The sequence below is a fragment of the Rhizobium leguminosarum genome (assembly GCF_019798305.1).
GTDB classification, from domain to species: Bacteria; Pseudomonadota; Alphaproteobacteria; order Rhizobiales; family Rhizobiaceae; genus Rhizobium; species Rhizobium leguminosarum_U.
Map to the genome: position 1 here is coordinate 81,646 of NZ_JAAXDD010000004.1, position 23,202 is coordinate 104,847.

Consider the following 23,202-nt stretch of genomic DNA (forward strand, 5'->3'; position numbering starts at 1 on the left):
AAGAGCGGTGAAACGCGACAGACGGTAGTTGACGGTCAGTGCAGGCTGACCGTCTTCAATTCGTCCTCGGCAGCCTTGAAGAAGGTGCTGGAGCGATTATCCGTCAGCAAGATCGGCGTGCCGTCGGCGCCGAAGAGCGCCCAGAGATCGACGGTCGGATCGATATCAGGCGCCTCGGGAAAGCACTTGGCGACCTCATCGGTCCGCATCTTTCTGATATAGGCGACCTCGCCGTTGCCGATGTGGGCAAGTTCGGATTTGGTCAAGTGAGACGTGGCTTCTTTCATCAACATTCCTGTTCCTCCGGGAGAAGGGACCAACGGTTCGACAAACCGTTGTGCTACTGTGAGACCGAAATGTTAATTTTCTTGACCATGCGCGCCGGTTCCGGGCGAATTAGATCGACGGAGAGCAGGCCGTTCTTCAGCCCGGCGCCGAGCACCTGCATGCCATCGGCAAGAACGAAGGTACGCTGGAACTGCCGGGCGGCGATGCCGCGATAGAGATAGTCCCGCTCGCCCTGTTCGACCTGGCGGCCGCGGATCACAAGCTGGTTCTCCTCAATGGAGACATCGAGTTCCTCCTCGCTGAAGCCAGCCACGGCAAGGGTGATGCGCAGACGTTCCGGCGCACCGCTGTCGGCGCCGATGCGTTCGATATTGTAAGGCGGATATCCGTCGCTCGTCTTGGAAATGCGCTCCAGCGTCTTTTCCATGGCATCGAAGCCCAGAAGCAGCGGGCTGGCGAAAGGGGTAATGCGGCTCATCTCTTTTCAAGTCCTTGGCGCAAGCGACCATCCCGGACCTTAAGTGCAGCATCCGGATGCCGCTAATATGGGGGCAGGAGCCCGGCGCTGCAAGGCGTGGGGCGCGACGTGTCGGCGCCACCTTCTCAATTTTAAGATGGCGTCAGGCTCTTTCCTTGACAAAGCGCCTGCTGCCTCTCATCAAAACATGCCCGCGCGGATTGTGCTGATTTGTGACGGGACGTGAAGAAACGGTGCATGCCCGATAACACGCAGTGCGAGGATGGAACGATCGGAATGGCAAGCGCAAGAAAGATCATCATCGACACGGATCCCGGCCAGGACGACGCGGCCGCCATCATGCTGGCCTTCGGCAGTCCCGATGAGCTGGAGGTGCTGGGGATCACGACGGTCGCCGGCAATGTGCCGCTTTCGCTCACCAGCCGCAATGCGCGCATCGTCTGCGAGCTCTGCGGCCGGGCGGAGACCAAGGTTTTCGCCGGCGCCGACGCGCCGATCGCCCGCAAGCTGGTGACGGCCGAACATGTGCACGGCAAGACCGGCCTCGACGGTCCGGATCTCGACGAGCCGACGATGGCGCTGCAGCCCGGCCATGCCGTCGACTTCATCATCGAGGCGCTGCGCCGCGAGCCGGAGGGCGCAGTGACGCTGTGCACGCTCGGGCCACTCACCAATATCGGCATGGCCTTCCAGAAGGCGCCCGACATCATCCCCCGCATCCGCGAACTGGTGATGATGGGCGGTGGCTTCTTCGAGGGCGGCAACATCACGCCGGCCGCCGAATTCAACATCTATGTCGACCCCGAAGCGGCCGATATCGTCTTCCGCTCAGGCGTTCCGATCGTGATGATGCCGCTTGATGTGACGCATCAGTTGCTGACCCGCAAGGACCGGGTGAAACGCATGGCTGAGATCGGCACGGCGCCGGCAAAGGCCATGGTCGAGATGCTGGAATTCTTCGAACGCTTCGACATCGAGAAATACGGTTCCGACGGCGGGCCGCTGCACGACCCGACCGTCGTCGCCTATCTGCTGAAGCCGGAGCTTTTCCAGGGCCGGGACTGCAATGTCGAGATCGAGGTCCGGTCCCAACTCACCGCCGGCATGACGGTCGTCGACTGGTGGCATGTGACCGAGCGCAAGCGCAACGCCAAGGTTATGCGCCATGTCGATGCGGATGACTTTTTCGATCTGCTGATCGAACGCTTCGCCCGCATCTAACGCTTCGGCTTTCTCTTCTTCCCCGGGAGGAAGGGAAATGATCTCAGGCGTCCTTCTCATCGAAGACGGAGTTGGTTTCGGCTTCCGCCGGCTTCGGGCCGCCCTTGGCGACACCGACCATGGCCGGGCGCAGCACGCGCTCGCCGATGGAGAAGCCTGCCTGCACGACCTGCACGACCGTATTGTTCGGCACGTCGGGGTTCGGCACTTCGAACATTGCCTGATGGAAATTCGGATCGAACTTCTGGCCAACCGGCTCCAGCTTGCGAACGCCGTGGCGCTCGAGAGCCGACAGCATGGCGCGCTCGGTCATCTCGACACCCTCGATCAGAGTGCTAAGGCCGGCATCGGCTGCAGCCTTGGTCTCCGGAGAGATGGCATCAAGTGCGCGGCGCAGATTGTCCGAGACGGCGAGCATGTCGCGTGCAAAGCCGGCGACGGAATAGGACTTGGCATCCTTCACCTCGCGCTCGGTGCGCCGGCGCAGATTGTCCATCTCGGCAGCAAGGCGCAGATAGCGGTCGCGCAGTTCGCCGTTTTCGGCTTTCAGAAGCTCGATCGGGTCCGGCTGGACGGCCTCTTCCTGCGCAGTTTCGTTCTCGACGTAGGCGGTAGCGTCGGCTGCGGCATCCGCCGCAGTTGCGTCAGGTCCGTTTTTCGTCGTGTCATCGGTCATGACGGTCTCCGGTTGGTGTCTTCAGATGCGCCCGATATCGAGGTTTGACCGAAAAAAATCAAGTCTGCGTGACAAAGAAGCGAAAATTCTGCGCCCTTGGCAGCTGCGGCGTCAAAGCTGGTTGCGCGAAAGGCGGGAAACGAGCTGGGCCGTATAGTCCACCATCGGCACGATGCGGGAATAATTGAGCCGCGTCGGGCCGATGACGCCGACGGCACCGACGATGCGATCGTCGTCGTCACGATAGGGTGCGACGATGAGCGATGAGCCGGACAGCGAGAAGAGCTTGTTTTCCGAACCGATGAAGATGCGCACACCCGGACCGCTTTCGGCGAGATTGAGGATCTCGATCAGGCTATCCTTCTTCTCGAGATCATCAAACAGCAGCCGCAGCCGGTCGAGATCGTCGGCGCCGGCGAGGCCTTCGAGCAGGTTGGCGCGGCCGCGGATGATCAGCTGCGTCGGCTTTCCCTCATCCGGGCTCCCGGCCCAGACAGCAATGCCGCGCTCGACCAGATCGCGCGACAGGGCATCGAGCTCGTGACGGACGTCGTCCTTCAGGCGGCTTAATTGTTTGCGAAGCTCCGGCAGGGTCTGGCCGGACATATGGGCGTTGAGAAAATTCGCCGCCTCCGTCAGCTGCGAGGAAGTGACGCCCGCCGGCAGCTCGATAATGCGGTTTTCCACCTGATCATGATCGCCGACGAGCACGGCCAGCGCCTTTGTCGGTTCGAGCCGGATGAACTCGACATGTTTCAGCACCGGATCGCTTTTCGAGGTGATGACGAGGCCCGCGCCGCGCGAAATGCCCGACAACATTCGGCTTGCCTCGTTCATCATCGATTCGACGGGATTGCCGCCGCTTTCGGCCCGCACCTGACGGTCGATGCTGGCGCGCTCCTCGGCCGAGAGGTCGCCGACCTGCATGAAGGCATCGACGAAGAAGCGCAGGCCGATCTGGGTCGGCAACCGGCCGGCACTGACATGCGGCGAATAGATCAGGCCGAGCTCTTCGAGATCGCTCATGACGTTGCGCACCGAGGCCGGCGACAGCGACATCGGCAGGATACGGGACAGGTTACGCGAACCGAGCGGCTCGCCGCTTTCCAGATAACCTTCGACGATGCGACGAAAAATTTCCCTGGAGCGCTCGTCCAGCGCAGCTACGGCATCCGAAACCGACGTCGACCTGATGCCCATGAAGCTTTCAAACCCATGCTGATGATACTTCCCGAAAAGTAAGTCAAACTCACACCCGTGGCAAAAGGGAATTTGCAAATGAGCGCAGCCAATCGTAGAAGCGGTCAAATAAACCCCAGGAGATAAGAATGCGGCCTTCAGGCAGAAAAATCGACCAGATGCGCAAGGTCTCGTTCGAGCGCAGTTTTTCCAAGCACGCGGAAGGCTCCTGCTTGGTGAAGTTCGGCGATACGCATGTACTCTGCACGGCGAGCCTCGAAGAAAAGACGCCGCCATGGCTGCGTAATACCGGCAAGGGCTGGGTCACGGCCGAGTACGGCATGCTGCCGCGGGCGACCGGCGAACGCATGAAGCGCGAAGCCGCCGCCGGCAAGCAGGGAGGCCGCACTCAGGAAATCCAGCGGCTGATCGGCCGATCGCTGCGCGCCGTCGTCGACCTGCAGGCGCTCGGCGAACGGCAGATCACGCTCGATTGCGACGTCATCCAGGCCGATGGCGGCACGCGGACCGCCTCGATCACCGGCGGCTGGATCGCGCTTTACGATTGCCTGAAATGGATGGAAAGCCGCAACATGATCAAGGTCGACCGGGTCCTGAAGGATCATGTCGCCGCCATCTCCTGCGGCATCTTTGCCAGCCAGCCGGTGATCGATCTCGATTACCTGGAAGACTCCTCGGCAGAGACCGATGCGAACTTCGTCATGACGGGCACCGGCGGGATCGTGGAGATCCAGGGCACCGCCGAAGGCACGCCGTTCAGCGAAAGCGAATTCACCTCGCTGATGCAGTTGGCCAGAAACGGCATCGGCGAACTCGTGGCACTGCAGAAGCAGGCCGTCGAAGGATGAACCCCATGCTGGAAGGCATGTTGGAAACGGCGCTCTATGCGCGGGATCTCGATAAGGCCGAGACGTTTTACGAAGACGTTCTCGGACTTGAGAAGATCGCCCGCGCCGCCAATCGGCATGTCTTCTTCCGCTGTGGGCCCGGCGTTCTCCTGATCTTCAATCCCGAGGAAACGGTGAAGCCGCCGGCACTCGAAGCGCTGCAGGTGCCGCCGCACGGCACGAGCGGCCAGGGCCACGCCTGTTTCCGGGTGTCCGGCCGCAATATCGATGCCATGGCCGAACGGCTGTCGACGGCCGGCGTTGCGATCGAATCCGAGGTGCGCTGGCCGAACGGCGGCCGCTCGATCTATTTCCGCGATCCGGCCGGCAACAGCCTGGAATGTGCGGAGGCTAAAATCTGGGGCATCGAACAGGATATCTGAATGCGCAAGCTTGAAACCAAGACCATCGTCGTCGCCAGCCACAATGCCGGCAAGATTCGCGAGATCCAGGACTTGATCGGGCCGCTCGGCTTCACCGCCAAATCGGCGGCGGAGCTGAATTTCGTCGAACCGGATGAGACGGGCACGAGCTTCGAAGAGAATGCGACGATCAAGGCGGTCGCCTCGGCCAATGCCGCCGGCATGCCGGCGCTTTCGGACGATTCCGGGCTGGTGATCGACGCGCTTGGCGGCGATCCTGGTGTCTACACCGCCAATTGGGCGGAGACATCCAACGGCACGCGCGATTTCGACATGGCGATGGCGAAGGTGGAAAAGGCGCTGCAGGATGCGGGCGCGACAAAGCCGGAACAGCGCAGGGCGCGTTTCATCAGTGTGCTCTGCCTTGCCTGGCCGGATGGGCATACGGAGCTGTTTCGCGGCGAGGTGGAAGGCAGTGTCGTCTGGCCGCCGCGCGGCACGCAGGGCTTCGGCTACGATCCGGTCTTCCAGCCTGAGGGCTACGACATCACCTTTGGTGAAATGAGCGGTGAGGAAAAACACGGCTGGAAAGTCGGCAAGTCGCAAGCGCTGTCGCACCGTGCCCGTGCCTTCAAACTCTTTGTCGAAACCTGCCTGGAGGCATAGAGTCGGTCTGTGGGCAATTTCGACACGCCAAGCACCTCGCGCGATGCGGCTCTGCTCCCCGATACCGGCGAGCCAGGCTTCGGCGTCTATGTGCATTGGCCCTTCTGCGCGGCGAAGTGTCCCTATTGCGACTTCAACAGCCATGTGCGCCACCAGCCGGTGGATCAGGAGCGTTTTACATCAGCCTTCCTGAAGGAGATGGCGGTGGTCCGGTCCCTCAGCGGGCCGAAGACGGTGACGAGCATCTTCCTCGGCGGCGGCACGCCGTCGCTGATGCAGCCGGAAACGGTTTCCGCCATTCTCGACGGCATTGCGCGGCACTGGCATGTGCCTACCGGCATCGAGATCACCATGGAGGCCAACCCTTCCAGCGTCGAGGCCGAACGGTTCCGCGGCTACCGGGCGGCCGGCGTCAATCGCGTCTCACTCGGCGTGCAGGCGCTGAACGACCGGGACCTGAAATTCCTCGGCCGGTTGCATGATGTCGCCGACGCGCTGAAGGCGATCCGGCTGGCGCGCGATATCTTTCCGCGCATGTCCTTCGACCTGATCTATGCCCGGCCTGACCAAACGGTCGAGGAATGGGAAACGGAACTGAAGGAGGCGATCTCCTATGCGGTCGATCATCTTTCGCTCTATCAGTTGACCATCGAGGAGGGCACGCCCTTCTACGGCCTGCACAAGGCCGGCAAGCTGGTCGTGCCGGACGGCGAGCAATCGGCATTGCTCTATGAGGCGACGCAGGAGATCACCGCCCGCGAGGGCATGCCGGCCTATGAAGTCTCCAATCATGCCCGGCCGGGTGCTGAAAGCCGGCATAACCTGACCTACTGGCGCTACGGCGATTATGCCGGCATCGGCCCAGGCGCCCACGGCCGGCTGACGCGTGGCCCCGAGAAGCTCGCGACGGCGACCGAGCGCAAGCCTGAAACCTGGCTAGACATGGTCGAGCGTGACGGCCACGGCATTCTCGATGAGGAGCGGCTCGGCTTCGAGGAACAGTCCGACGAGCTGCTGCTGATGGGGCTGCGGCTCAGGGAAGGCGTCGATCTTGCCCGCTGGCAGCAGCTTTCCGGCCGCGACCTCGATCCGAAACGCGAGGAATTCCTGCTCGAACACAAGTTCATCGAGCGGATCGGCAATTCACGCCTGCGCTGCACGCCATCAGGCATGCTGATCCTCGATTCGGTCGTCGCCGATCTCGCCTGCTGACACCGATACAACGGGTTGGTTTTCGGTGCGGCGGCATTGATTTGCCGCCGCACCGGAGACTATTTCTTAGCCGTGGCTGGTCGCACCCGCCTTGAAGAGGCTGCCAGTCGGCGTCTTCAGGAACATCTCCAACGGGATATGCTCCTGGTGCAGGAAGCCGGTCGTCGGCAGCAGGCCGTCGCGGACCATCTCGATGACGGCGACGACGGAGGCTGACGTGGTCCAGGCGATCGCCGTGCGGCGCGCGCCGGCAATCTCGATCGGGTAATAGGCGCGCACGAACTCCTTGCGGCGCAGGCTGCCATTCTCGGTGCCTTCGGCGGCGACATGGACATAGACGACATCGTCTTCAACCGGCGGCTTGGCATTGGTCAGGATCTCGCCGGCGAGCTTGCGCTTGTCGCGCATCAACAGCTCGTGGAAGAAGAAATTCATCAGCTCCATATGGCCGGGATAACGCATGGTCTTGTAATCGAGATTGTCGATCTTGCCGAGCATGGTGTCGCACATGGTGCCAAGGCCGCCGGACGTCGTGAAGGCTTCGAGCTTGACGCCGCCGACATAGACGGTCTCGTGCCATTCCATCGGCGAGACGAGCTTGCGCACACCGCCCTCGATGACCTCGCAGTCATTCAGATATTCGTTGACGACGCCTTCGGGCGACCAATTGAAGGCGTAACCGAGCAGTCCGGTCGGATGCTGCGGCAAGGCGCCGACGCGCATGCGGATCGACCGGCAGCGATCGAAGCCGTCGGCCAGGCTTGCGCCGACGATACCAACGAAACCCGGCGCCAGGCCGCATTGCGGCGCCATCAGGCCGCCGGATGTCTTCGACAGTTCGATGATGAAATTGGTTGTGGGAACGTCTTCGGTCAGATCGAAATAGTGGATACCGGCAAGATGGGCGGCGCGCGCCAGCTCGATGTTCAAATGATAGGGCAGGCAGGAGAGCACAGCCTCGACATTCGAGAGCAGTTCGCCGATCACCTGGGCATCGGAAATATCGCCGGTGCGGCACTTGAACGGAACGTCGCTCAGCGGCAATTGCGCGTCGACGCCGATGACCTCGAAGCCACCTTCATGCAAAAGCGTCGCCGCCAGCCGTCCGACCTTGCCCAGGCCGAGAACGGCGATCTTTTCAAAACTCATTCATTCCTCCCACGCGCCGTTTTGGCGCTTCGGTCTGTGACATGCAGTTGATGCGCGGGAGGTATAGAATAAAAAACTTATAAAGGAAAACGGCCGGAATCGCTTCCAGCCGTTGAATCCTTAGGAAAACCCGTCGATTATTCGTTGATCAGGCGCTTCAGAAGCTCGACCTCGTGCGAAAGCTTGGTGTCTCCCGAAATCAGCTCCTCGATCTTGCGCACGGCATGCAGCACGGTCGTGTGATCGCGCCCGCCGAACCGGCGGCCGATCTCGGGGAAGGAGCGCGGCGTCAGCGTCTTCGACAGATACATGGCGATCTGGCGCGGCTTGACGATGACGCGGGTGCGGCGGTTCGAGACCAGTTCCTGGCGCGAGACATTGTAGTGCCTTGCGACGATGCGCTGGATATCCTCGATGCGCACACGGCGAGGCTCGCCGGAGCCGACGAGATGGGCGAGCAACTCGTCGACGCGTTCGATCGACAGGTTCGGCTCGAACGAGCGGCGGAAGACCAGCTGGTTGAAGGCGCCTTCAAGTTCGCGGCCGCTGGCCGTGACGTTGCGGGCGACATGCTGGAGCAGTTCGGCTGGAATTTCGAGCGACGGATCTTCGAGCCGGGCGACAGCAAGGCGACGCTTGAGGATTTCGAGACGCATCTCGTAATCCGGCGCGTCGAATTCGATCGCGACACCGCCCTGCAGGCGCGAGCGAACGCGGGGGTCGAGCGACTCCAGCTCCCAGGGCGCACGGTCGGCGGCAACGACGACCTGTTTGGCGCTGTCGAGCAGCATGTTCAGGAGATGGCAGAATTCATGCTGGATCATCTTGCCCTGCAGGAACTGCATGTCGTCGATGATCAAGAGATCGATGTTGCGCAGCGAATCCTTCAGCGTCAGCGCATCATTGTCGCGGATCGCGGTGGCGAAGCGCCACATGAAATATTCGGCCGTCAGATAGACGACGCGCAGAGCCCGCGGGTTCTGCACCGCCGCGTTGGCGACCGCCTGCAGCAGGTGGGTCTTGCCGAGGCCGACTGCCGAATGGATGAAGAGCGGGTTGAAGCGCACGGCGCCCTGACCAGCTTCCGCGATCGTCTTCGCAGCCGCAAGCGCGACACGGTTCGAGCTGCCTTCCACGAATGTGTCGAAGGTAAAGCGGCTATCGAGCGGCGAGCCGAAGAGCGGCGAGCCGAAGCTTGCGGGCCTTGCGGCGGCAACCGCCGAAACCGCCTGCTGGACGGCCTGACCGGCCGGCTGAGCACTTGCCGGGCGGCGCATCTGAGTGGGGGCGGCTGGTTCCGGCGCCACCGCCTCATCGAGCGCCTTCGTGCCATGGCGCGTCGCCGTCCGCACCAGGACTTCGATTTTCAGAATTTCCGGATCTTCGGCCTGGAACAGACCGGTGATGAGATCGAGATAACGATTGTTGATCCACGACTTCAGGAAGGTCGTGGGGACCGAAAGGCGAACGACGCTCTTCGATACCGAATGCAGCTTCAGTCTGGCGAACCAGCTGGCGTAGACATCCTGACCGACCTGAGCCTTCAAGCGCGCGCTGACGCGCTCAAACAATACGTTCTGCTTCATATCCGCTTTTACTTCCGCCGCTTCCAGGCGAATGGAGCCGAACGCCTGCGGTGCCGCATCCCCATTGTCGAGCCCGCTCGTCGTCATCGTATTCATCTGCATAATGCCGCCTTTCAATTCCACCGGGAGGCATCCGCTAAAACGGCCGCCCGATCATCCCCGCTTTGGCGGGCTGACGGATCCTCATGAGCCGCTCGCCTGCCGGTTCACTCAAACACTGCCCCATAAGGGACCGGCGCAGAACTCCATTGCAGGTGCCGCGCTCATGCGGCAACCTTCATCGACTTTCCGTGCCAGGCTGGCGGTCGAACCTCGTATTCGGCCGACCAGCCCGAACGCAATATAACTTTACCTTCTCCGGTGGCCTCGCCTTAGACGTGTGGCCACTGAAGGCACAAAACATCCCCGCTCCGTAACAGCCACGTTACGGCTCAAATCCGTCGAGTGCTTGAAAAGACGGAAGCGCAGGGCTCCGTAACAAAAGGCACAAACTCATCGCCCTGCCGACGTGGCAGTTAAAACCGAGCCTCTGCAGGTGATGTCCGCGCCCTTTGTTGGAAGCCATTTAGGCAGGATCAAACGGCAATATCAACGATGAATTTTACGCAAAATTAACAAGCGGCCATTGACTCCGCCTGCCCTTTTCGGGCGTCACACCAGCGTCAAAAAAGAATCGCAGTTGAATCAAAGAGATTCCCCCGTTCGGGCTATTTTGACACGCATTGAAAGAAAAAAAATAAAATCCTCTTGACTCGCCTGTCGTCCCGGAAGCTTGGGGCAGAGTCGCGCGGCGTGAAAGCATCCTTGCGCAAGTCGTTGTTTTTAAACAATCTTTCCTGTCATGGCGCTGACACGAAACAGTCGTGAGATTAACCACGCAGGGGCTGATCGGTGGAATCGAAAAAGCCCGGTAAAATTACCGGGCTAATCATAAAGAAGAAGTCGTTAATGGAAGATTACGCGGTCGTGGTGACCGAAAGAGCCTTCACACGAGCGGCCAGGCGCGAGACCTTGCGCGATGCCGTGTTGGCATGCAGCACACCCTTGCTGGCGGCGCGGGCAAGCTCGGGCTGAGCAGCCAGGAAAGCTTCCTTCGCCTTGGCGGCGTCACCGGATGCGATGGCCTCTTCGACCTGGCGAACGAAAGTACGAACGCGCGAGCGACGAGCCTTATTGACGTCGGTACGGCGGGCGATCTTGCGGGTCGCTTTTTTCGCCGAAGTTGTATTGGCCATGGATGCCTCTCTCAAGAATTCGAACAAACTCCGCCACTACCGCGGGCCCTGCGGCCACAAAATCCAGCAATGCGGGAGCAATCGCGGAAAACCAAACCGGCTTTCCGAACCGTGGGCGGGCATATAACTCTAAAGCCGGCCCACGTCAACGCGGATTTTCAAGCTTTGCCACCGGCAAGCGCCGAAAAGCATTCAACGGTGCGTAAAAGCAGGTTTGCGCTTCTCGACGAAGGCCGCCATGCCTTCCTTCTGGTCGTCCGTGGCAAAGAGACTGTGAAACAGGCGGCGCTCGAAACGCAAGCCCTCCTCCAGCGTCGTCTCGAATGCGCGGTTGACCGCCTCCTTCGCCATCATGACCGAGGGACGCGAGAGCGAAGCGATCTTTTCGGCCGCGGCAAAAGCCTCATCGAGCAGACGGTCGGGCGCGACCACACGCGAAACGAGTCCCGATCGTTCGGCTTCCGCCGCATCCATCATGCGGCCGGTCAGGATGAGATCCATTGCCTTCGCCTTGCCGACGGCACGCGTCAGTCGCTGCGAACCGCCCATGCCGGGAATGACGCCCAGGGTGATTTCCGGCTGGCCGAACTTCGCCGTCTCCGAGGCGATGATGAAATCGCACATCATGGCGAGCTCACAGCCGCCGCCGAGTGCAAAACCGCTGACCGCAGCGATCACCGGCTTGCGCGCCTTGGCGACCTCATCCCAGCCGCTGATGAAATCACTCTTATAGATATCGGCGAACTGGAGCGGCTGCATCTCCTTGATATCGGCGCCGGCGGCAAAGGCGCGCTCGGAACCGGTGAGCACGATCGCCCCAACCGTCTCGTCGGCGTGGAAGGCGGCATAGGCCTCCTTCAGCTCTTTCAGGACGATGGAATTCAGCGCGTTCAGCGCCTGCGGGCGGTTCAGCGTGACGAGGCCGACATTGCCTCGGGTTTCGACGATCAGGGTCTCATAGGCCATGCTGTTCTCCCGGTTTCTCGCTCTTACTTCTGGCAGGCTCACTTCTGGCAGGTGGCGCAATAGAAGGTGGAGCGACCCGCCTGCACGATGCGGGCGACCGTAGCGCCGCAGCCGGGCGTGCGGCAAGCCTGACTTTCGCGATCATAAACGGAGAAGGAATGCTGAAAATAGCCAAGCGATCCGTCGGTCTGGATATGGTCGCGCAGCGACGATCCGCCGGCGGCGATCGCATCGGCGATGACGTCGCGGATCGAGGCGACGAGCAGGTCGAGCTGCGCCTTCGGCCGCCCCCCTGCCGTCACCAGCGTGCCGGCGGCGCGGATCGGCGAAAGATGCGCGCGCCACAGCGCCTCGCAGACATATATATTGCCGAGACCGGCAATGTTCTTCTGGTCAAGCAGCGCGCTCTTCAGCGGCTGCGCCTTGTCCCGGAAGCGTTCGGCCAGATAGGCGGCGCTGAGCTCGTTTCCTGTCGGCTCCGGGCCGAGATCGCGGAAGAAGGGATGGGCGGCGAGATCGGCACGTCCCACCATATCCATGAAACCGAAACGGCGCGGATCGTTATAGACGACACGACGCGGGCCGCTTGCGGTTTGCAGATGGAAGACGACGTGATCGTGCTTCTCGTCCTTCGATCGGGCATGGTGGAATTCGCCCGGCACGCCGGAGGCCGCACCCTCCTCGATGCGAAACGAACCGGACATGCCGAGATGCGAAATCAGCGTGTTGCCGTCGTCGAGATCGACCAGCAGATATTTGGCGCGGCGGCCAAGGCTGACGATAGTGCGGCCGGAAACCCTGTCCGCGAAAGCGGCGGGAAAAGGAAAGCGCAAATCGCCGCGGCGCAGCTCCAGCTTGGTGACGCGCGTGCCCTCCATCGCCGGCGTCAGGCCGCGTTTCACCGTTTCGACTTCTGGCAATTCCGGCATCTTAACCCATCTATATCTAGCGTGTTTCAACCGGCGACGATGTGCGCTATAGCGCCAGTGTGCCGCGGAGAATGCGGCCCATAGATAACGTCGCGCGCGGTCTTTCGCTATGGCCGCCACGCCCGAATCTTCAGGAACGGAGCAGTCTGATGTCAGAAAGCCGCACTTCCGCCGATGGCGGCATGGAGACCTCCTACGGCTTCCGCGAGGTGCCTGATGGCGAGAAGCAGAGCCTGGTCAACCAGGTGTTCCACAAGGTCGCCAAGCGCTACGACATCATGAACGACGTCATGTCGATGGGCATGCACCGCGCCTGGAAAGATGCGATGATCTCGGCGCTGAACCCGCGCAAGGAGCCGGGCTACAAGGTGCTCGACGTGGCCGGCGGCACCGGCGACATCGCCTTCCGCATCGTCGAGGCTTCGGGCAGACAGGCGCATGCCACCGTGCTCGACATCAACGGCTCGATGCTCGGCGTCGGCGCCGAACGGGCGGAAAAGAAGAAGCTTTCCGGGAATCTCACCTTCGTCGAGGCGAATGCCGAGGAATTGCCCTTCGAGGCAGGCAGTTTCGACGCCTATACGATCGCCTTCGGCATCCGCAACGTGCCGAGGATCGATGCGGCGCTGTCGGAGGCCTATCGCGTCTTGAAGCGCGGCGGCCGGCTGCTGGTGCTGGAATTTTCCGAAGTCGATATACCGCTTCTCGACAAGGTCTACGACGCCTGGTCGTTCAATGCCATTCCGCAGTTCGGCAAGGCGATCACCGGCGATGCCGAACCCTACCAATATCTGGTGGAATCGATCCGCAAGTTCCCGAACCAGGAGAATTTCGCGGCAATGATCCGCCAGGCCGGCTTTTCGCGCGTCACCTTCACCAATTATACCGGCGGCATCGCCGCACTCCATTCCGGCTGGAAGCTCTGACGCATGACGCCGAAAAGTGTAGAGCGGTTTTCGAATAGCGTCGCGCGAGAATCAAACAGAACATGAGTACTTTCGGCGCATATTTCCGCCTTTGGCGCGTCGGTTGGGTGCTCGTGCGTGAGGGTGTCGTGTCGGCGCTTCCTTCCGAAGGGCTGCCGCCGCCGGTGGCGCTCGCCAAATCCTTCGTCACGATTTTCGAGCGAAGCAAGGCGCGGCATCAGAAGCGCAGCGACCGGTTGGCGCAGGCGGTCGAGCGGCTCGGTCCCTCCTATGTGAAGATCGGGCAGTTCCTGGCGACGCGGCCGGATGTCGTCGGCGTCGAATTCGCCAATGACCTGTCGCAGCTCCAGGACCGCATGGCCTTCTTTCCCTCGGCAGCCGCCAAGGCCAATATCGAAGGCTCGCTCGGGCGGCCGATCGGCGAGCTCTATGCGAGCTTCGGCGATCCGATCGCCGCCGCCTCGATCGCGCAGGTGCATCCGGCCGAGGTCGACAGCGCCGAGGGCCGGAAGAAGGTCGCCGTCAAGATCGTGCGGCCCGGCGTGCGCCAGCGTTTTGCCCATGACATCGAGGCGATGTATCTCGTTGCCCATATGCAGGAGCGTTTCCTGGCGTCCAGCCGGCGGCTGCGGCCGGTCGAGGTGACGAAGACGCTGGAGCAGACGACGAAGGTGGAGATGGATCTTCGCCTGGAGGCGGCAGCCCTTTCCGAGATCGCCGAGAATACCGAAAAGGATCCCGGCTTCCGCGTGCCGAAGGTCGACTGGGAGCGCACCGGGCGCGACGTCATCACCATGGAATGGATCGACGGCACGAGGATGTCCGATGTCGAGGGCCTGCGCGCAGCGGGCCACGATCTCAACCTGCTTGCCGATACGCTGATCCAGTCGTTCCTGCGCCACACGCTGCGCGACGGCTTCTTCCATGCCGACATGCATCCGGGCAATCTCTTCGTCGATGAGGGCGGCATGATCGTCGCCGTCGACATGGGCATCGTCGGGCGGCTGGGCAAGAAGGAACGGCGGTTCCTCGCCGAAATCCTCTATGGCTTCATCACCCGCGACTATATCCGCGTCGCCGAGGTGCATTTCGAGGCCGGCTATGTGCCCGGCCACCACAATGTCGAAAGCTTCGCCCAGGCGATTCGGGCGATCGGCGAGCCGATCCATGGACAGCCGGCCGAAACGATCTCGATGGGCAAGCTGCTGACGCTGCTTTTCGAAGTGACCGAACTCTTCGACATGGCGACGCGGCCGGAGCTGGTGATGCTGCAGAAGACCATGGTGGTCGTCGAGGGCGTGTCGCGCATGCTCAATCCGCGCTTCAACATGTGGAAGGCCTCCGAGCCTGTCGTCGGCGACTGGATCCGTACCAATCTCGGACCGAAACGGATCGCCACCGATCTCAAAGAGGGGCTGAAGGCGGCGGTCAAGCTCGCCGAAGCCGTGCCGGAAATCGCGGCGAAGACCGAAAAATTCCACCATCAGCTGCTGCATATGAGCGAGCACGGCTTACGTTTCGATGCTGAGACGGCGGAGGCGATCGGCAAGGCCGAAGCGCGGCACAACCGTTCGACCAAGATTGCGCTGTGGATCATCGCATTGACGCTTGTCTATATTGCCTGGATGCTGAGCTGATCCGCCTGCCAAAAACATGCTGTGTTCGGCATTTGGGATATCCCATGTGACGGAGGGCTCGCTTAGTCTCGTCTTCAAAGCATGATGCCGAAAAGTGTGAGCGACATCATGCTCTGACTCTTTAATTTAGAACGGGATTCAGATTTTGGGCCGATCGGCCTAAAATCATCCCATTCTAGGGAGATACGGCACATGAAGCACGAACGCCCTGGCATCGAACTTTGCGGACGACCGCTCGGTTTTGCCGAGATGGTGACGATCGGGGCGGGCAAGGCTGCGGTTTCGGCTTCGGCGACAGGCATGGCCCGCATCGCGATCGCCCGCGAGATCGTCGAGGATGCGATTGCTTCCGGCATGCCGGTTTACGGCTCAACGACCGGCGTCGGCGCCATGAAGGATGTGGAGTGGTCGGCCGACGAACTCGACACCTTCAATCTCGGCCTGGTGCGCGCCCATCATTTCGGCACCGGCACCCCGTTTTCCTGTAATATCGTGCGCAATGCCATGGCGATCCGTATCAACACGGCGCTGACCGGCCAGGTCGGCTGCACGCCGGAGCTGATCCAGGCCTATATCAGGATGCTCGAGGCCGATCTCATCCCGGTCGTGCGCCGTACCGGCTCGATCGGCTGTGCGGATATCGGGTTGATGGGGCAGATCGGCGCGGTGCTGACCGGCGTCGGCGAAGCAATCTATCGCGGCAACCGGATGCAGGCGGCCGAGGCTTTCCAGGCGGCCGGGCTGGAACCGATGCGGATGGCGCCGCGCGACAGCCTTGCCTCGCTCAGCATCAATGCGGTGAGCTTTGCCTCGGCAGCGGAAACGACGCGCAACGCCGCGGCCTCGATCCGCGTCCTGCTGGCGACGGCGATGATGGCAGCCGGCGCGCTTGGCGCTTCCCGCGATCCCTGGAAGGCGGTCCGGCATGTCGGAACGGCGCGCGAAGCGCTGATCGGCGCCTGGCTCTGCAATGCCTCCGACGAATGGAACTGGCCCGTCGCAACGCATGTGCAGGACCCGCTCAGCCTGCGGATGATCGCGCAGGTGTTCGGCGCGGTGATCGAGAACCTCTTATCGACCGGCCACAAGATCCTTGCCGCCACCGGGCGCTCGGACGACAATCCCGTCGTGGTCGAAGGTCGGGTGATGACGTCGGGGGGCTCGCTGCCGCTCGATGTGACGATCCTGCTCGAATCGGCAGCACTCTGCATGGCGCATGCGGCGCGCAACGCCTTCAACCGCTGCGTCATTCTCGGCAATGGCCAGCGGCGCGACCTGCCGGTCAATCTCGTGCCGCCGGGGCGGATCGCCACTGGTTTCGGACCGATCATCAAACTTGCCGGCGAGATTTTCTCGCGCGTGCTGTCGATGTCCAATCCCGTGTCGGCCCAGTCGCTGGTCGTCGCAGCCGGACTGGAGGACGAGGCAGCCTTCCTGCCGCTCGTCATCGAACGCTTCGACCGGCAGATGCGAGCGCTGAAGCGTCTCGCAGCCCTCGAGGCGCTGCTGTCTGCCCAGGCGATCGACATTCTCGGCGATGAACCGAAAGGTGTCGCCGCCATGCTCTACGAGGTCGTGCGCAAACATGCGGATTTCTATACGGTCGACCGGCCGCTTTCGGCTGAAGTGGAGGCGATCGAGGAGGAACTTGGTTCGGACGAATTCGTGACCAAGCTGACCGAGCAGGTTCCGATCGCCTCCTTCGACGATTTCTTCGCCCTCGGCTCGCTGGAGCGCATCGAGGAACGGCTAACCCATCACGAGCCGGCAGCAGTCTGATTTCCAGTTACGGAGGAAGCAGCATGGACTTCGATCTCGTTCTGCAGGGCACAGTGGTGCTGCCGGACCGCATTGTCGAAGAGGGCTATGTCGCCGTGCGCGACGGCAAGATCGCCGAGGTCGGCCTCGGCGTGCCGCCGGCGGGCCGCGAACGGCATCTGCTCGGAAAAGCGCTGATCCTGCCCGGTGCGATCGACGCGCAGGTGCATTCGCTTTCCCAGAAAGACCAGGAGGATTTCATCTGGTCGACGCGCTCGGCGGCAGCCGGCGGCGTGACAACGATTGTCGACATGCCCTATGACGAGGGCAATCTCGTCTGCTCGGCAGCGGCAGTGAAGCGGAAGATCGACCATGCCGGACCGCAGGCGCGCGTCGATTTCGCGCTTTACGGCACCGTCGATCCGGAAGAAGGCCCGGCGCGCATCCGCGAAATGGTGGAGGCAGGCGTTGCAGCCTTCAAATTCTCGACATTCGGTACCGACCCGAAGCGCTTTCCGCGCATTCCACCGGCCCTGCTCGACGCCAGCTTTGCGGCAATCGCGCCGACGGGACTGACGGCGGGCGTGCACAATGAAGACGACGAGGCGGTGCGCACTTACATGGAACAGGTGAAGACGAGCGGCATCACCGACTGGCGGGCGCATGGCCTGTCGCGGCCGCCGATCACCGAGCTGCTGGCGATGCATACGATCTTCGAAACGGGCGCCAATACCGGCTGCCCGGCGCATGTGGTGCACTGCTCGCTCGGGCGCGGCTACGATATTGCGCGCGCCTATCGCCGCGACGGCTTTGCGGCGACTGTGGAATGCTGCATTCACTACCTGACGCTCGACGAGGAAAACGACGTGAAGCGGCTCGGCGGCAAGGCGAAGATCAATCCGCCGGTGCGGCCGCGCGCCGAGGTGGAGAGGCTCTGGCGGAAAGTGGCCGAGGGCGATGTCTGGCTGGTCTCGACCGATCACGTCAGCTGGTCGGAAAACCGCAAGACCAATCCCGACATGCTCGCCAACGCCTCCGGCGTTCCCGGCCTCGAGGTGATGGTGCCGCTTTTCGTCAAAGGTGCCACCGAACGCGGCATTCCTTTGACATGGGCCGCCAGGCTGATGGCGGAGAACCCGGCGAAGCATTTCCGGCTCGACCATATCAAGGGCGCGCTGACCCCGGGCAAGGATGCCGATATCGTCGTGCTCGAGCCACGCGAAAGCGTCTATGATGCATCGGCAAGCGGCAACAACGTCGTCGGCTGGAGCCCCTATAACGGCATCCGCCTGCCCTGGACCGTCTCGGCCACCTATCTGCGCGGCGAAAAGATTGCCGAGGGCACGAAGGTGCTGGCTGATGCCGGCACCGGGAGCTTCGTGCGGCCGTTGCCGCGCCAGGTCATTGCGGGAGCCGAAGCATGAGCCGCAATCTACCCGTCAATGCCGGTCGGATCGCTGACGATATCGAGGCGCTGGCCGGGATCACCGAGCCGGGGCATCCCTGGACGCGGCGGGCCTTCTCGCCACTCTTTCGCGACGGCCGGGCCTATATCGAAGCACGGATGAAGGCGGCGGGGCTGGAAACGCGGATCGATGCCGCCGGCAATCTGATCGGCCGGCGGACGGGCCGGAAACCGTGGCTCGGCACGATCATGGTCGGCTCTCATTCCGACACGGTGCCGGATGGCGGCCGCTTTGATGGCATTGCCGGGGTGATCTCGGCGCTGGAGGTGGCGCGGGCGCTTGTTGACCAGAATATCGAACTCGATCACGATTTCGAAATCGTCGACTTCCTTGCCGAGGAGGTCAGCATCTTCGGCGTGTCCTGCATCGGCAGCCGCGGCATGACCGGCCAGCTGCCGGAGGCCTGGCTTTCGCGCGTCAGCGACGGGCGCGACCTGGCCGAGGGCATCGCGCAGGTCGGTGGGCGACCTGACGTGCTGATGCAGCAAAAGAGACCCGATATAGCAGGCTTTCTGGAACTTCATATCGAACAAGGTCCGGTGCTCGAAGCCGAAAAGGAGGATATCGGCATCGTCACCGCGATCTCAGGCATCACCCGTATCGAGATCACCGTCGAAGGGCGGGCCGACCATGCCGGCACGACGCCGATGGAGCGGCGGGCGGATGCACTGGTGGCGGCATCGCAGCTGGTGCTCGACATCCGCAATGCCGCTGCAGAGCTTGCCAAAACGCCAGGGCATTTCGCGGCGACGGTCGGGGAATTCAGGATCGAGCCGAATGCCGCCAATGTCGTGCCGTCAAAGGTGGTGCTGCTGGTCGATGGCCGAGCCGAAATCCGTGCCGACATGGAGGCATTCTGCCGGTGGCTCGACGGCCATGTCGAAAAGCTGGCAGGCGCCTACGACGTGACGATCAAGACGCCGAACCGGGTTTCCGACAATCTGCCGACGCCTGGCGATGCCGGGCTGCTTTCGATCTTGGAGACTGCCTGCGAACGGGTCGGCGCGAAACATCGGCGCATGGCCTCCGGCGCAGGGCACGATACGGCCTGGATCGCCAAGGTGGGACCGGCGGCGATGATCTTCGTGCCCTGCCGGGAAGGCCGCAGCCATTCGGCCGATGAATGGGCTGAGAATGACGATATCGCGCTCGGCGCCGCTGTGCTTTTCGAGGCGGTGCGCGAGATGGACAAGGGCTTGATTAACAGGGGCTTGATTAACAAGGGCTTGATTAACAGGGGCTTGAATCAGGAGAAGGCGAATGGGACGCATACTCGTTGAGAAGGACGTGGAAGCTGCCGTCAAGGGCGGCTCCGTCTATGCCGCGGGCGGCGGCGGCTGGGCCGATCACGGGCGGATGCTTGGGCTTGCCGCTGTCAATGTCGGCAAGCCGGAGCTGGTCTCGATCGACGAATTGCAGGACGAGGACTGGATTGCGACTGCAGCTGCGATCGGCGCGCCCGCCTCCACGACTCCCTGGGAAATGCAGGGCATCGACTATGTGAAGGCGGTGCAATTGCTGCAGGAGGCGCTGGGCGAAAAGCTTTCCGGGCTGATCATCGGCCAGAACGGCAAATCCTCGACGCTGAACGGCTGGCTGCCGTCAGCAATCCTCGGCACCAAGGTGGTCGACGCGGTCGGCGATATCCGCGCGCATCCGACGGGCGACATGGGCTCGATCGGCATGGCCGGCTCGCCCGAGCCGATGATCCAGACCGCCGTCGGCGGCAATCGCGCCGAGAACCGTTACATCGAACTGGTGGTGAAGGGGGCGACGGCGAAGATCTCGCCGGTGCTGCGCGCCGCCGCCGATCAATCCGGCGGCTTCATCGCCAGCTGCCGCAATCCGCTGAGGGCCTCCTATGTCCGCAGCCATGCAGCACTCGGCGGCATCTCGATGGCGCTTGCGCTCGGCGAAGCAATTATCGCGGCGGAGAAGCGCGGCGGATCAGCCATCATCGACGCGATCTGCAAGACAACGGGCGGACATATTCTTGCCGAGGGGATCATTACCCGCAAGGACGTCGTCTACACCAAGGAAGCCTTCGACATCGGCACGATCACCGTCGGCGCGGGCGAAAAGTCGGTGACGCTGCATGTGATGAACGAATATATGGCGGTGGACGATACGGATGGCAAAAGGCTTGCGACCTTCCCCGCGGTGATCACCACGCTTTCACCGGAGGGCGAGCCGCTCAGCGTCGGCCAGCTCAAGGAGGGCATGCATGTCTTCGTCCTGCATGTGCCGATGGAGATCATTCCGCTATCGGCAAGCGTGCTCGATCCAACCGTCTATCCTGTCGTCGAAAAGGCGATGGGGATTGAGATCGCACGTTATGCACTGGCAACGAGGGCCTGAGCAATGGCGCGCGATCCCGGTCTCGAAGAACTGATGCGTGAGGAACTCGGCGGTCGGCCGGGCCTTGCCGAAAAATCCATGTTCGGCGGCTGGGCCTTCATGCTGAACGGCAATCTTCTTTGCTGCGCGCGCCATGACGGCATGCTGATCCGTCTCGGCAAGGGCAATGACGGCTGGGCGCTGGCACTGCCAGGCGTGATCCAGATGCTGTCGGGCGAACGGGTGATGCATGGCTGGGTGCGAGGCGGTGCCGAAGTTTACGGCGACGATGCTCTGAGACGGCGTCTGCTCGATGCGGCGCTCGCCTATGTGGAATCGCTGCCGAGCAAATAGCAAACGATGCCATTCCCTTCTCCCCAGCGGGGAGAAGATGTCCGAAGGACAGATGAGGGGGCGAGCGGCAAGGCCGCGAGTGCCTGAGCGCAAGCGAAGGGCAACATATAGGTCCTGTCGTGCAGCCCCCTCAACCGACCCTTCGGGCCACCTTCTCCCCGAGGGGAGAAGGGAAAAACAGAGAGCAAAACGAGGAACCCACGATGCCGAAGGCCAATCCACGTTATCCGAAATTTCCGATTCCCGGCGGGCCGGAACTGCGCGCCAAGGGGTGGCGGCAGGAAGCGCTGTTGCGGCTGCTCGAAAATGTGCTGTCCGTCGGCGAGGACCCCGACAACCTGATCGTCTATGCCGCTCTCGGCAAGGCGGCCCGCAACTGGGCGGCGCACAAGGGCATCGTCAAGGCGCTGACCGAGATGGAAGAGGACCAGACGCTGCTCATCCAGTCCGGCAAGCCGATCGGGCTGGTGCGCACGCATGCCAAGGCGCCGCTTGTTATCATGGCGAACTGCAATATCGTCGGGCAATGGGCAAAGGCCGAAGTGTTCTACGAGCTGCAGCGCAAGGGACTGATCTGCTGGGGCGGGCTGACGGCCGGCGCCTGGCAATATATCGGCAGCCAGGGCGTCATCCAGGGCACGTACGAAATCTTCATGCGCATCGCCGAGCGGCGCTTCGGCGGCGACCTTCTCGGCCGGTTCGTGCTGACGGCCGGCCTCGGCGGCATGGGTGGGGCGCAGCCGCTCGCCGGCCGCATGGCAGGCGCTGCGATCCTCTGCATCGACATCGATCCGGAACGGGCGCGCAAGCGCCAGCAGATCGGCTATCTCCAGGAGATCGCGCCGGATCTCGACACCGCCCTTCAAATGATCGACGCGGCGGTGAAGGACAGGCGGGCGCTGTCCGTCGGCCTCGTCGGCAATGCGGCGGAGGTTTATCCGGAAATCGCCCGGCGGGGCATCGTGCCCGATATCGTCACCGACCAGACCTCGGCGCATGACCTCGTCTATGGCTACGTGCCGAAGGGCATGAACCTCGATCAGGTCAAGGGCCTGCGTGACGATGGGCAGGGCCAGTTGATGGCGGCAAGCCGCGCCTCGATCGTCGAGCATGTGACGGCGATGCTGGAGTTTCAGAAAAAGGGCTCGGAAGTCTTCGACAACGGCAATCTGATCCGCACGCAGGCCAAGGAGGGCGGCGTCGCCAATGCCTTCGACATCCCGATCTTCACCGAAGCCTATCTCAGGCCGCTGTTTGCCCGGGCGATCGGCCCATTCCGCTGGATGGCGCTATCGGGCGAGGAGAGCGATATCGCCCGGATCGACGACCTGCTGCTCGAGATGTTCCCCGACAACAAGATCATCACCAACTGGATCCGGCTGGCGCGCGAGCATGTGCCTTTCGAGGGGCTGCCGGCCCGCATCGCCTGGCTCGGCCATGGCGAACGCACCGCACTCGCAAGGCGCGTCAACGTGCTGGTTGCGAGCGGCGAACTCAAAGGCCCGGTCGCCTTCTCCCGCGACCATCTCGATGCCGGCGCCATGGCGCATCCGAATATCATGACCGAGCGAATGAAGGACGGCTCCGATGCGATCGCCGACTGGCCGCTGATCGACGCGATGATGCTCTGCTCGTCGATGGCCGATCTGGTCGTCGTTCATTCCGGCGGCGGCGGCTATGCCGGCTACATGACGAGCTGCGGCGTCACCGTCGTCGCCGACGGCACGGACGCCGCTGACGAACGGCTCGACCATGCGCTGACCAATGACACGGCGCTTGGCGTCATGCGTTACGCCGATGCCGGTTATGAGGAGGCGCTGGACGAAGTGGCGAAGAAGGACGTGCCGTATATCCGACTTGGTTGAAATG

22 protein-coding genes are annotated in these 23,202 nt (G+C 62.4%); 13 read left to right on the top strand and 9 right to left on the bottom strand.

The annotated features are described in order from the left end of the window. Window positions 1–35 precede the first annotated feature (35 nt). Both HFO99_RS08455 and HFO99_RS08460 read right to left on the bottom strand, forming a co-directional pair. Window positions 36–293 carry a DUF1150 family protein gene (locus HFO99_RS08455; protein ID WP_003556039.1) on the bottom strand — a complete coding sequence of 86 codons (258 nt, stop codon included), beginning with the start codon at window positions 291–293 and terminating at the stop codon, window positions 36–38. Window positions 294–340: 47 nt separating this feature from the next. Further along, a complete protein-coding gene (locus HFO99_RS08460; protein WP_222360524.1) occupies window positions 341–766 on the bottom strand; it encodes an Hsp20 family protein in 426 nt (141 codons plus the stop codon). 276 nt (window positions 767–1,042) lie between these two features. On the opposite strand from HFO99_RS08460, the gene HFO99_RS08465 reads away from it, so the two are divergent. Next, window positions 1,043–1,987, top strand: a complete 945-nt coding sequence (locus tag HFO99_RS08465; RefSeq protein ID WP_222360526.1) for a nucleoside hydrolase — start codon at window positions 1,043–1,045, stop codon at window positions 1,985–1,987. Between the two features lie 43 nt (window positions 1,988–2,030). On the opposite strand, the gene grpE is transcribed toward HFO99_RS08465, so the two are convergent. Together grpE and hrcA are read right to left on the bottom strand one after the other, a co-directional pair. Then, a complete protein-coding gene (gene grpE, locus HFO99_RS08470) occupies window positions 2,031–2,663 on the bottom strand; it encodes a nucleotide exchange factor GrpE (RefSeq protein WP_222332442.1) in 633 nt (210 codons plus the stop codon). Between the two features lie 111 nt (window positions 2,664–2,774). Then, on the bottom strand, window positions 2,775–3,863 hold the full coding sequence (gene hrcA, locus HFO99_RS08475) for a heat-inducible transcriptional repressor HrcA (protein ID WP_222360529.1): 1,089 nt from the start codon (window positions 3,861–3,863) through the stop codon (window positions 2,775–2,777). 128 nt (window positions 3,864–3,991) lie between these two features. On the opposite strand from hrcA, the gene rph reads away from it, so the two are divergent. The 4 genes from rph to hemW are packed head-to-tail and all read left to right on the top strand — an operon-like array spanning window position 3,992 to window position 6,990. Further along, window positions 3,992–4,711, top strand: coding sequence for a ribonuclease PH (gene rph / locus HFO99_RS08480; RefSeq protein ID WP_064245081.1), 720 nt, complete (start codon window positions 3,992–3,994; stop codon window positions 4,709–4,711). Then, window positions 4,708–5,133, top strand: coding sequence for a VOC family protein (locus tag HFO99_RS08485; RefSeq protein ID WP_222360531.1), 426 nt, complete (start codon window positions 4,708–4,710; stop codon window positions 5,131–5,133). The genes rph and HFO99_RS08485 overlap by 4 nt, the downstream gene beginning before the upstream one ends. Next, on the top strand, window positions 5,134–5,778 hold the full coding sequence (gene rdgB / locus HFO99_RS08490; protein ID WP_222360533.1) for an RdgB/HAM1 family non-canonical purine NTP pyrophosphatase: 645 nt from the start codon (window positions 5,134–5,136) through the stop codon (window positions 5,776–5,778). 9 nt (window positions 5,779–5,787) lie between these two features. After that, a complete protein-coding gene (gene hemW / locus HFO99_RS08495; RefSeq protein WP_222360535.1) occupies window positions 5,788–6,990 on the top strand; it encodes a radical SAM family heme chaperone HemW in 1,203 nt (400 codons plus the stop codon). A gap of 66 nt (window positions 6,991–7,056) precedes the next feature. Here the strand turns inward: hemW and HFO99_RS08500 are convergent, their stop codons facing one another. The 5 genes from HFO99_RS08500 to mutM all read right to left on the bottom strand — a co-directional run bounded on the left by HFO99_RS08500 (window position 7,057) and on the right by mutM (window position 12,855). After that, a complete protein-coding gene (locus tag HFO99_RS08500) occupies window positions 7,057–8,139 on the bottom strand; it encodes a saccharopine dehydrogenase family protein (protein ID WP_222360537.1) in 1,083 nt (360 codons plus the stop codon). 137 nt (window positions 8,140–8,276) lie between these two features. Next, entirely contained in the window at window positions 8,277–9,827 is a 1,551-nt protein-coding gene (gene dnaA / locus HFO99_RS08505) for a chromosomal replication initiator protein DnaA (protein ID WP_222332448.1), read from the bottom strand. Between the two features lie 854 nt (window positions 9,828–10,681). Continuing rightward, a complete protein-coding gene (gene rpsT / locus HFO99_RS08510) occupies window positions 10,682–10,960 on the bottom strand; it encodes a 30S ribosomal protein S20 (RefSeq protein ID WP_003556028.1) in 279 nt (92 codons plus the stop codon). Between the two features lie 192 nt (window positions 10,961–11,152). Next, window positions 11,153–11,926, bottom strand: coding sequence for an enoyl-CoA hydratase (locus HFO99_RS08515; RefSeq protein ID WP_222360538.1), 774 nt, complete (start codon window positions 11,924–11,926; stop codon window positions 11,153–11,155). A gap of 38 nt (window positions 11,927–11,964) precedes the next feature. After that, on the bottom strand, window positions 11,965–12,855 hold the full coding sequence (gene mutM / locus HFO99_RS08520; RefSeq protein ID WP_222360540.1) for a bifunctional DNA-formamidopyrimidine glycosylase/DNA-(apurinic or apyrimidinic site) lyase: 891 nt from the start codon (window positions 12,853–12,855) through the stop codon (window positions 11,965–11,967). A 149-nt stretch (window positions 12,856–13,004) separates the two neighbouring features. On the opposite strand from mutM, the gene ubiE reads away from it, so the two are divergent. From ubiE to HFO99_RS08560, 8 genes are all read left to right on the top strand, one after another. Then, complete coding sequence (gene ubiE, locus HFO99_RS08525) at window positions 13,005–13,781, top strand: bifunctional demethylmenaquinone methyltransferase/2-methoxy-6-polyprenyl-1,4-benzoquinol methylase UbiE (RefSeq protein WP_222360542.1); 777 nt, start codon at window positions 13,005–13,007, stop codon at window positions 13,779–13,781. A gap of 62 nt (window positions 13,782–13,843) precedes the next feature. Then, on the top strand, window positions 13,844–15,418 hold the full coding sequence (gene ubiB, locus HFO99_RS08530) for a 2-polyprenylphenol 6-hydroxylase (RefSeq protein WP_222360544.1): 1,575 nt from the start codon (window positions 13,844–13,846) through the stop codon (window positions 15,416–15,418). Between the two features lie 192 nt (window positions 15,419–15,610). Further along, entirely contained in the window at window positions 15,611–17,197 is a 1,587-nt protein-coding gene (locus tag HFO99_RS08535) for an aromatic amino acid lyase (protein ID WP_222360547.1), read from the top strand. A gap of 23 nt (window positions 17,198–17,220) precedes the next feature. Beyond that, complete coding sequence (locus HFO99_RS08540; protein WP_222360549.1) at window positions 17,221–18,600, top strand: dihydroorotase; 1,380 nt, start codon at window positions 17,221–17,223, stop codon at window positions 18,598–18,600. Then, on the top strand, window positions 18,597–19,922 hold the full coding sequence (locus tag HFO99_RS08545; RefSeq protein ID WP_222360551.1) for a Zn-dependent hydrolase: 1,326 nt from the start codon (window positions 18,597–18,599) through the stop codon (window positions 19,920–19,922). The genes HFO99_RS08540 and HFO99_RS08545 overlap by 4 nt, the downstream gene beginning before the upstream one ends. Next, complete coding sequence (locus tag HFO99_RS08550) at window positions 19,903–21,000, top strand: DUF917 domain-containing protein (RefSeq protein ID WP_222360553.1); 1,098 nt, start codon at window positions 19,903–19,905, stop codon at window positions 20,998–21,000. The genes HFO99_RS08545 and HFO99_RS08550 overlap by 20 nt, the downstream gene beginning before the upstream one ends. 3 nt (window positions 21,001–21,003) lie before the next feature. Continuing rightward, the gene (locus HFO99_RS08555; protein ID WP_222313111.1) at window positions 21,004–21,333 is read left to right on the top strand and encodes a TfoX/Sxy family protein; all 330 of its coding nucleotides are present in this window, start codon (window positions 21,004–21,006) and stop codon (window positions 21,331–21,333) included. 203 nt (window positions 21,334–21,536) lie between these two features. Next, complete coding sequence (locus HFO99_RS08560) at window positions 21,537–23,198, top strand: urocanate hydratase (RefSeq protein ID WP_222360555.1); 1,662 nt, start codon at window positions 21,537–21,539, stop codon at window positions 23,196–23,198. Window positions 23,199–23,202 lie beyond the last annotated feature (4 nt).

Bases quoted from the DNA above. Each gene is read 5' to 3' on its own strand.
- dnaA (WP_222332448.1), bottom strand. From the start codon at position 9,827: ATGCAGATGAATACGATGACGACGAGCGGGCTCGACAATGGGGATGCG.
- HFO99_RS08550 (WP_222360553.1), top strand. From the start codon at position 19,903: ATGGGACGCATACTCGTTGAGAAGGACGTGGAAGCTGCCGTCAAGGGC.
- rpsT (WP_003556028.1), bottom strand. From the start codon at position 10,960: ATGGCCAATACAACTTCGGCGAAAAAAGCGACCCGCAAGATCGCCCGC.
- rdgB (WP_222360533.1), top strand. From the start codon at position 5,134: ATGCGCAAGCTTGAAACCAAGACCATCGTCGTCGCCAGCCACAATGCC.
- HFO99_RS08465 (WP_222360526.1), top strand. From the start codon at position 1,043: ATGGCAAGCGCAAGAAAGATCATCATCGACACGGATCCCGGCCAGGAC.
- rph (WP_064245081.1), top strand. From the start codon at position 3,992: ATGCGGCCTTCAGGCAGAAAAATCGACCAGATGCGCAAGGTCTCGTTC.
- HFO99_RS08460 (WP_222360524.1), bottom strand. From the start codon at position 766: ATGAGCCGCATTACCCCTTTCGCCAGCCCGCTGCTTCTGGGCTTCGAT.
- HFO99_RS08455 (WP_003556039.1), bottom strand. From the start codon at position 293: ATGTTGATGAAAGAAGCCACGTCTCACTTGACCAAATCCGAACTTGCC.
- ubiB (WP_222360544.1), top strand. From the start codon at position 13,844: ATGAGTACTTTCGGCGCATATTTCCGCCTTTGGCGCGTCGGTTGGGTG.
- hrcA (WP_222360529.1), bottom strand. From the start codon at position 3,863: ATGGGCATCAGGTCGACGTCGGTTTCGGATGCCGTAGCTGCGCTGGAC.
- grpE (WP_222332442.1), bottom strand. From the start codon at position 2,663: ATGACCGATGACACGACGAAAAACGGACCTGACGCAACTGCGGCGGAT.
- HFO99_RS08540 (WP_222360549.1), top strand. From the start codon at position 17,221: ATGGACTTCGATCTCGTTCTGCAGGGCACAGTGGTGCTGCCGGACCGC.
- ubiE (WP_222360542.1), top strand. From the start codon at position 13,005: ATGTCAGAAAGCCGCACTTCCGCCGATGGCGGCATGGAGACCTCCTAC.
- HFO99_RS08485 (WP_222360531.1), top strand. From the start codon at position 4,708: ATGAACCCCATGCTGGAAGGCATGTTGGAAACGGCGCTCTATGCGCGG.
- HFO99_RS08515 (WP_222360538.1), bottom strand. From the start codon at position 11,926: ATGGCCTATGAGACCCTGATCGTCGAAACCCGAGGCAATGTCGGCCTC.
- HFO99_RS08555 (WP_222313111.1), top strand. From the start codon at position 21,004: ATGGCGCGCGATCCCGGTCTCGAAGAACTGATGCGTGAGGAACTCGGC.
- HFO99_RS08535 (WP_222360547.1), top strand. From the start codon at position 15,611: ATGAAGCACGAACGCCCTGGCATCGAACTTTGCGGACGACCGCTCGGT.
- HFO99_RS08545 (WP_222360551.1), top strand. From the start codon at position 18,597: ATGAGCCGCAATCTACCCGTCAATGCCGGTCGGATCGCTGACGATATC.
- HFO99_RS08560 (WP_222360555.1), top strand. From the start codon at position 21,537: ATGCCGAAGGCCAATCCACGTTATCCGAAATTTCCGATTCCCGGCGGG.
- HFO99_RS08500 (WP_222360537.1), bottom strand. From the start codon at position 8,139: ATGAGTTTTGAAAAGATCGCCGTTCTCGGCCTGGGCAAGGTCGGACGG.
- mutM (WP_222360540.1), bottom strand. From the start codon at position 12,855: ATGCCGGAATTGCCAGAAGTCGAAACGGTGAAACGCGGCCTGACGCCG.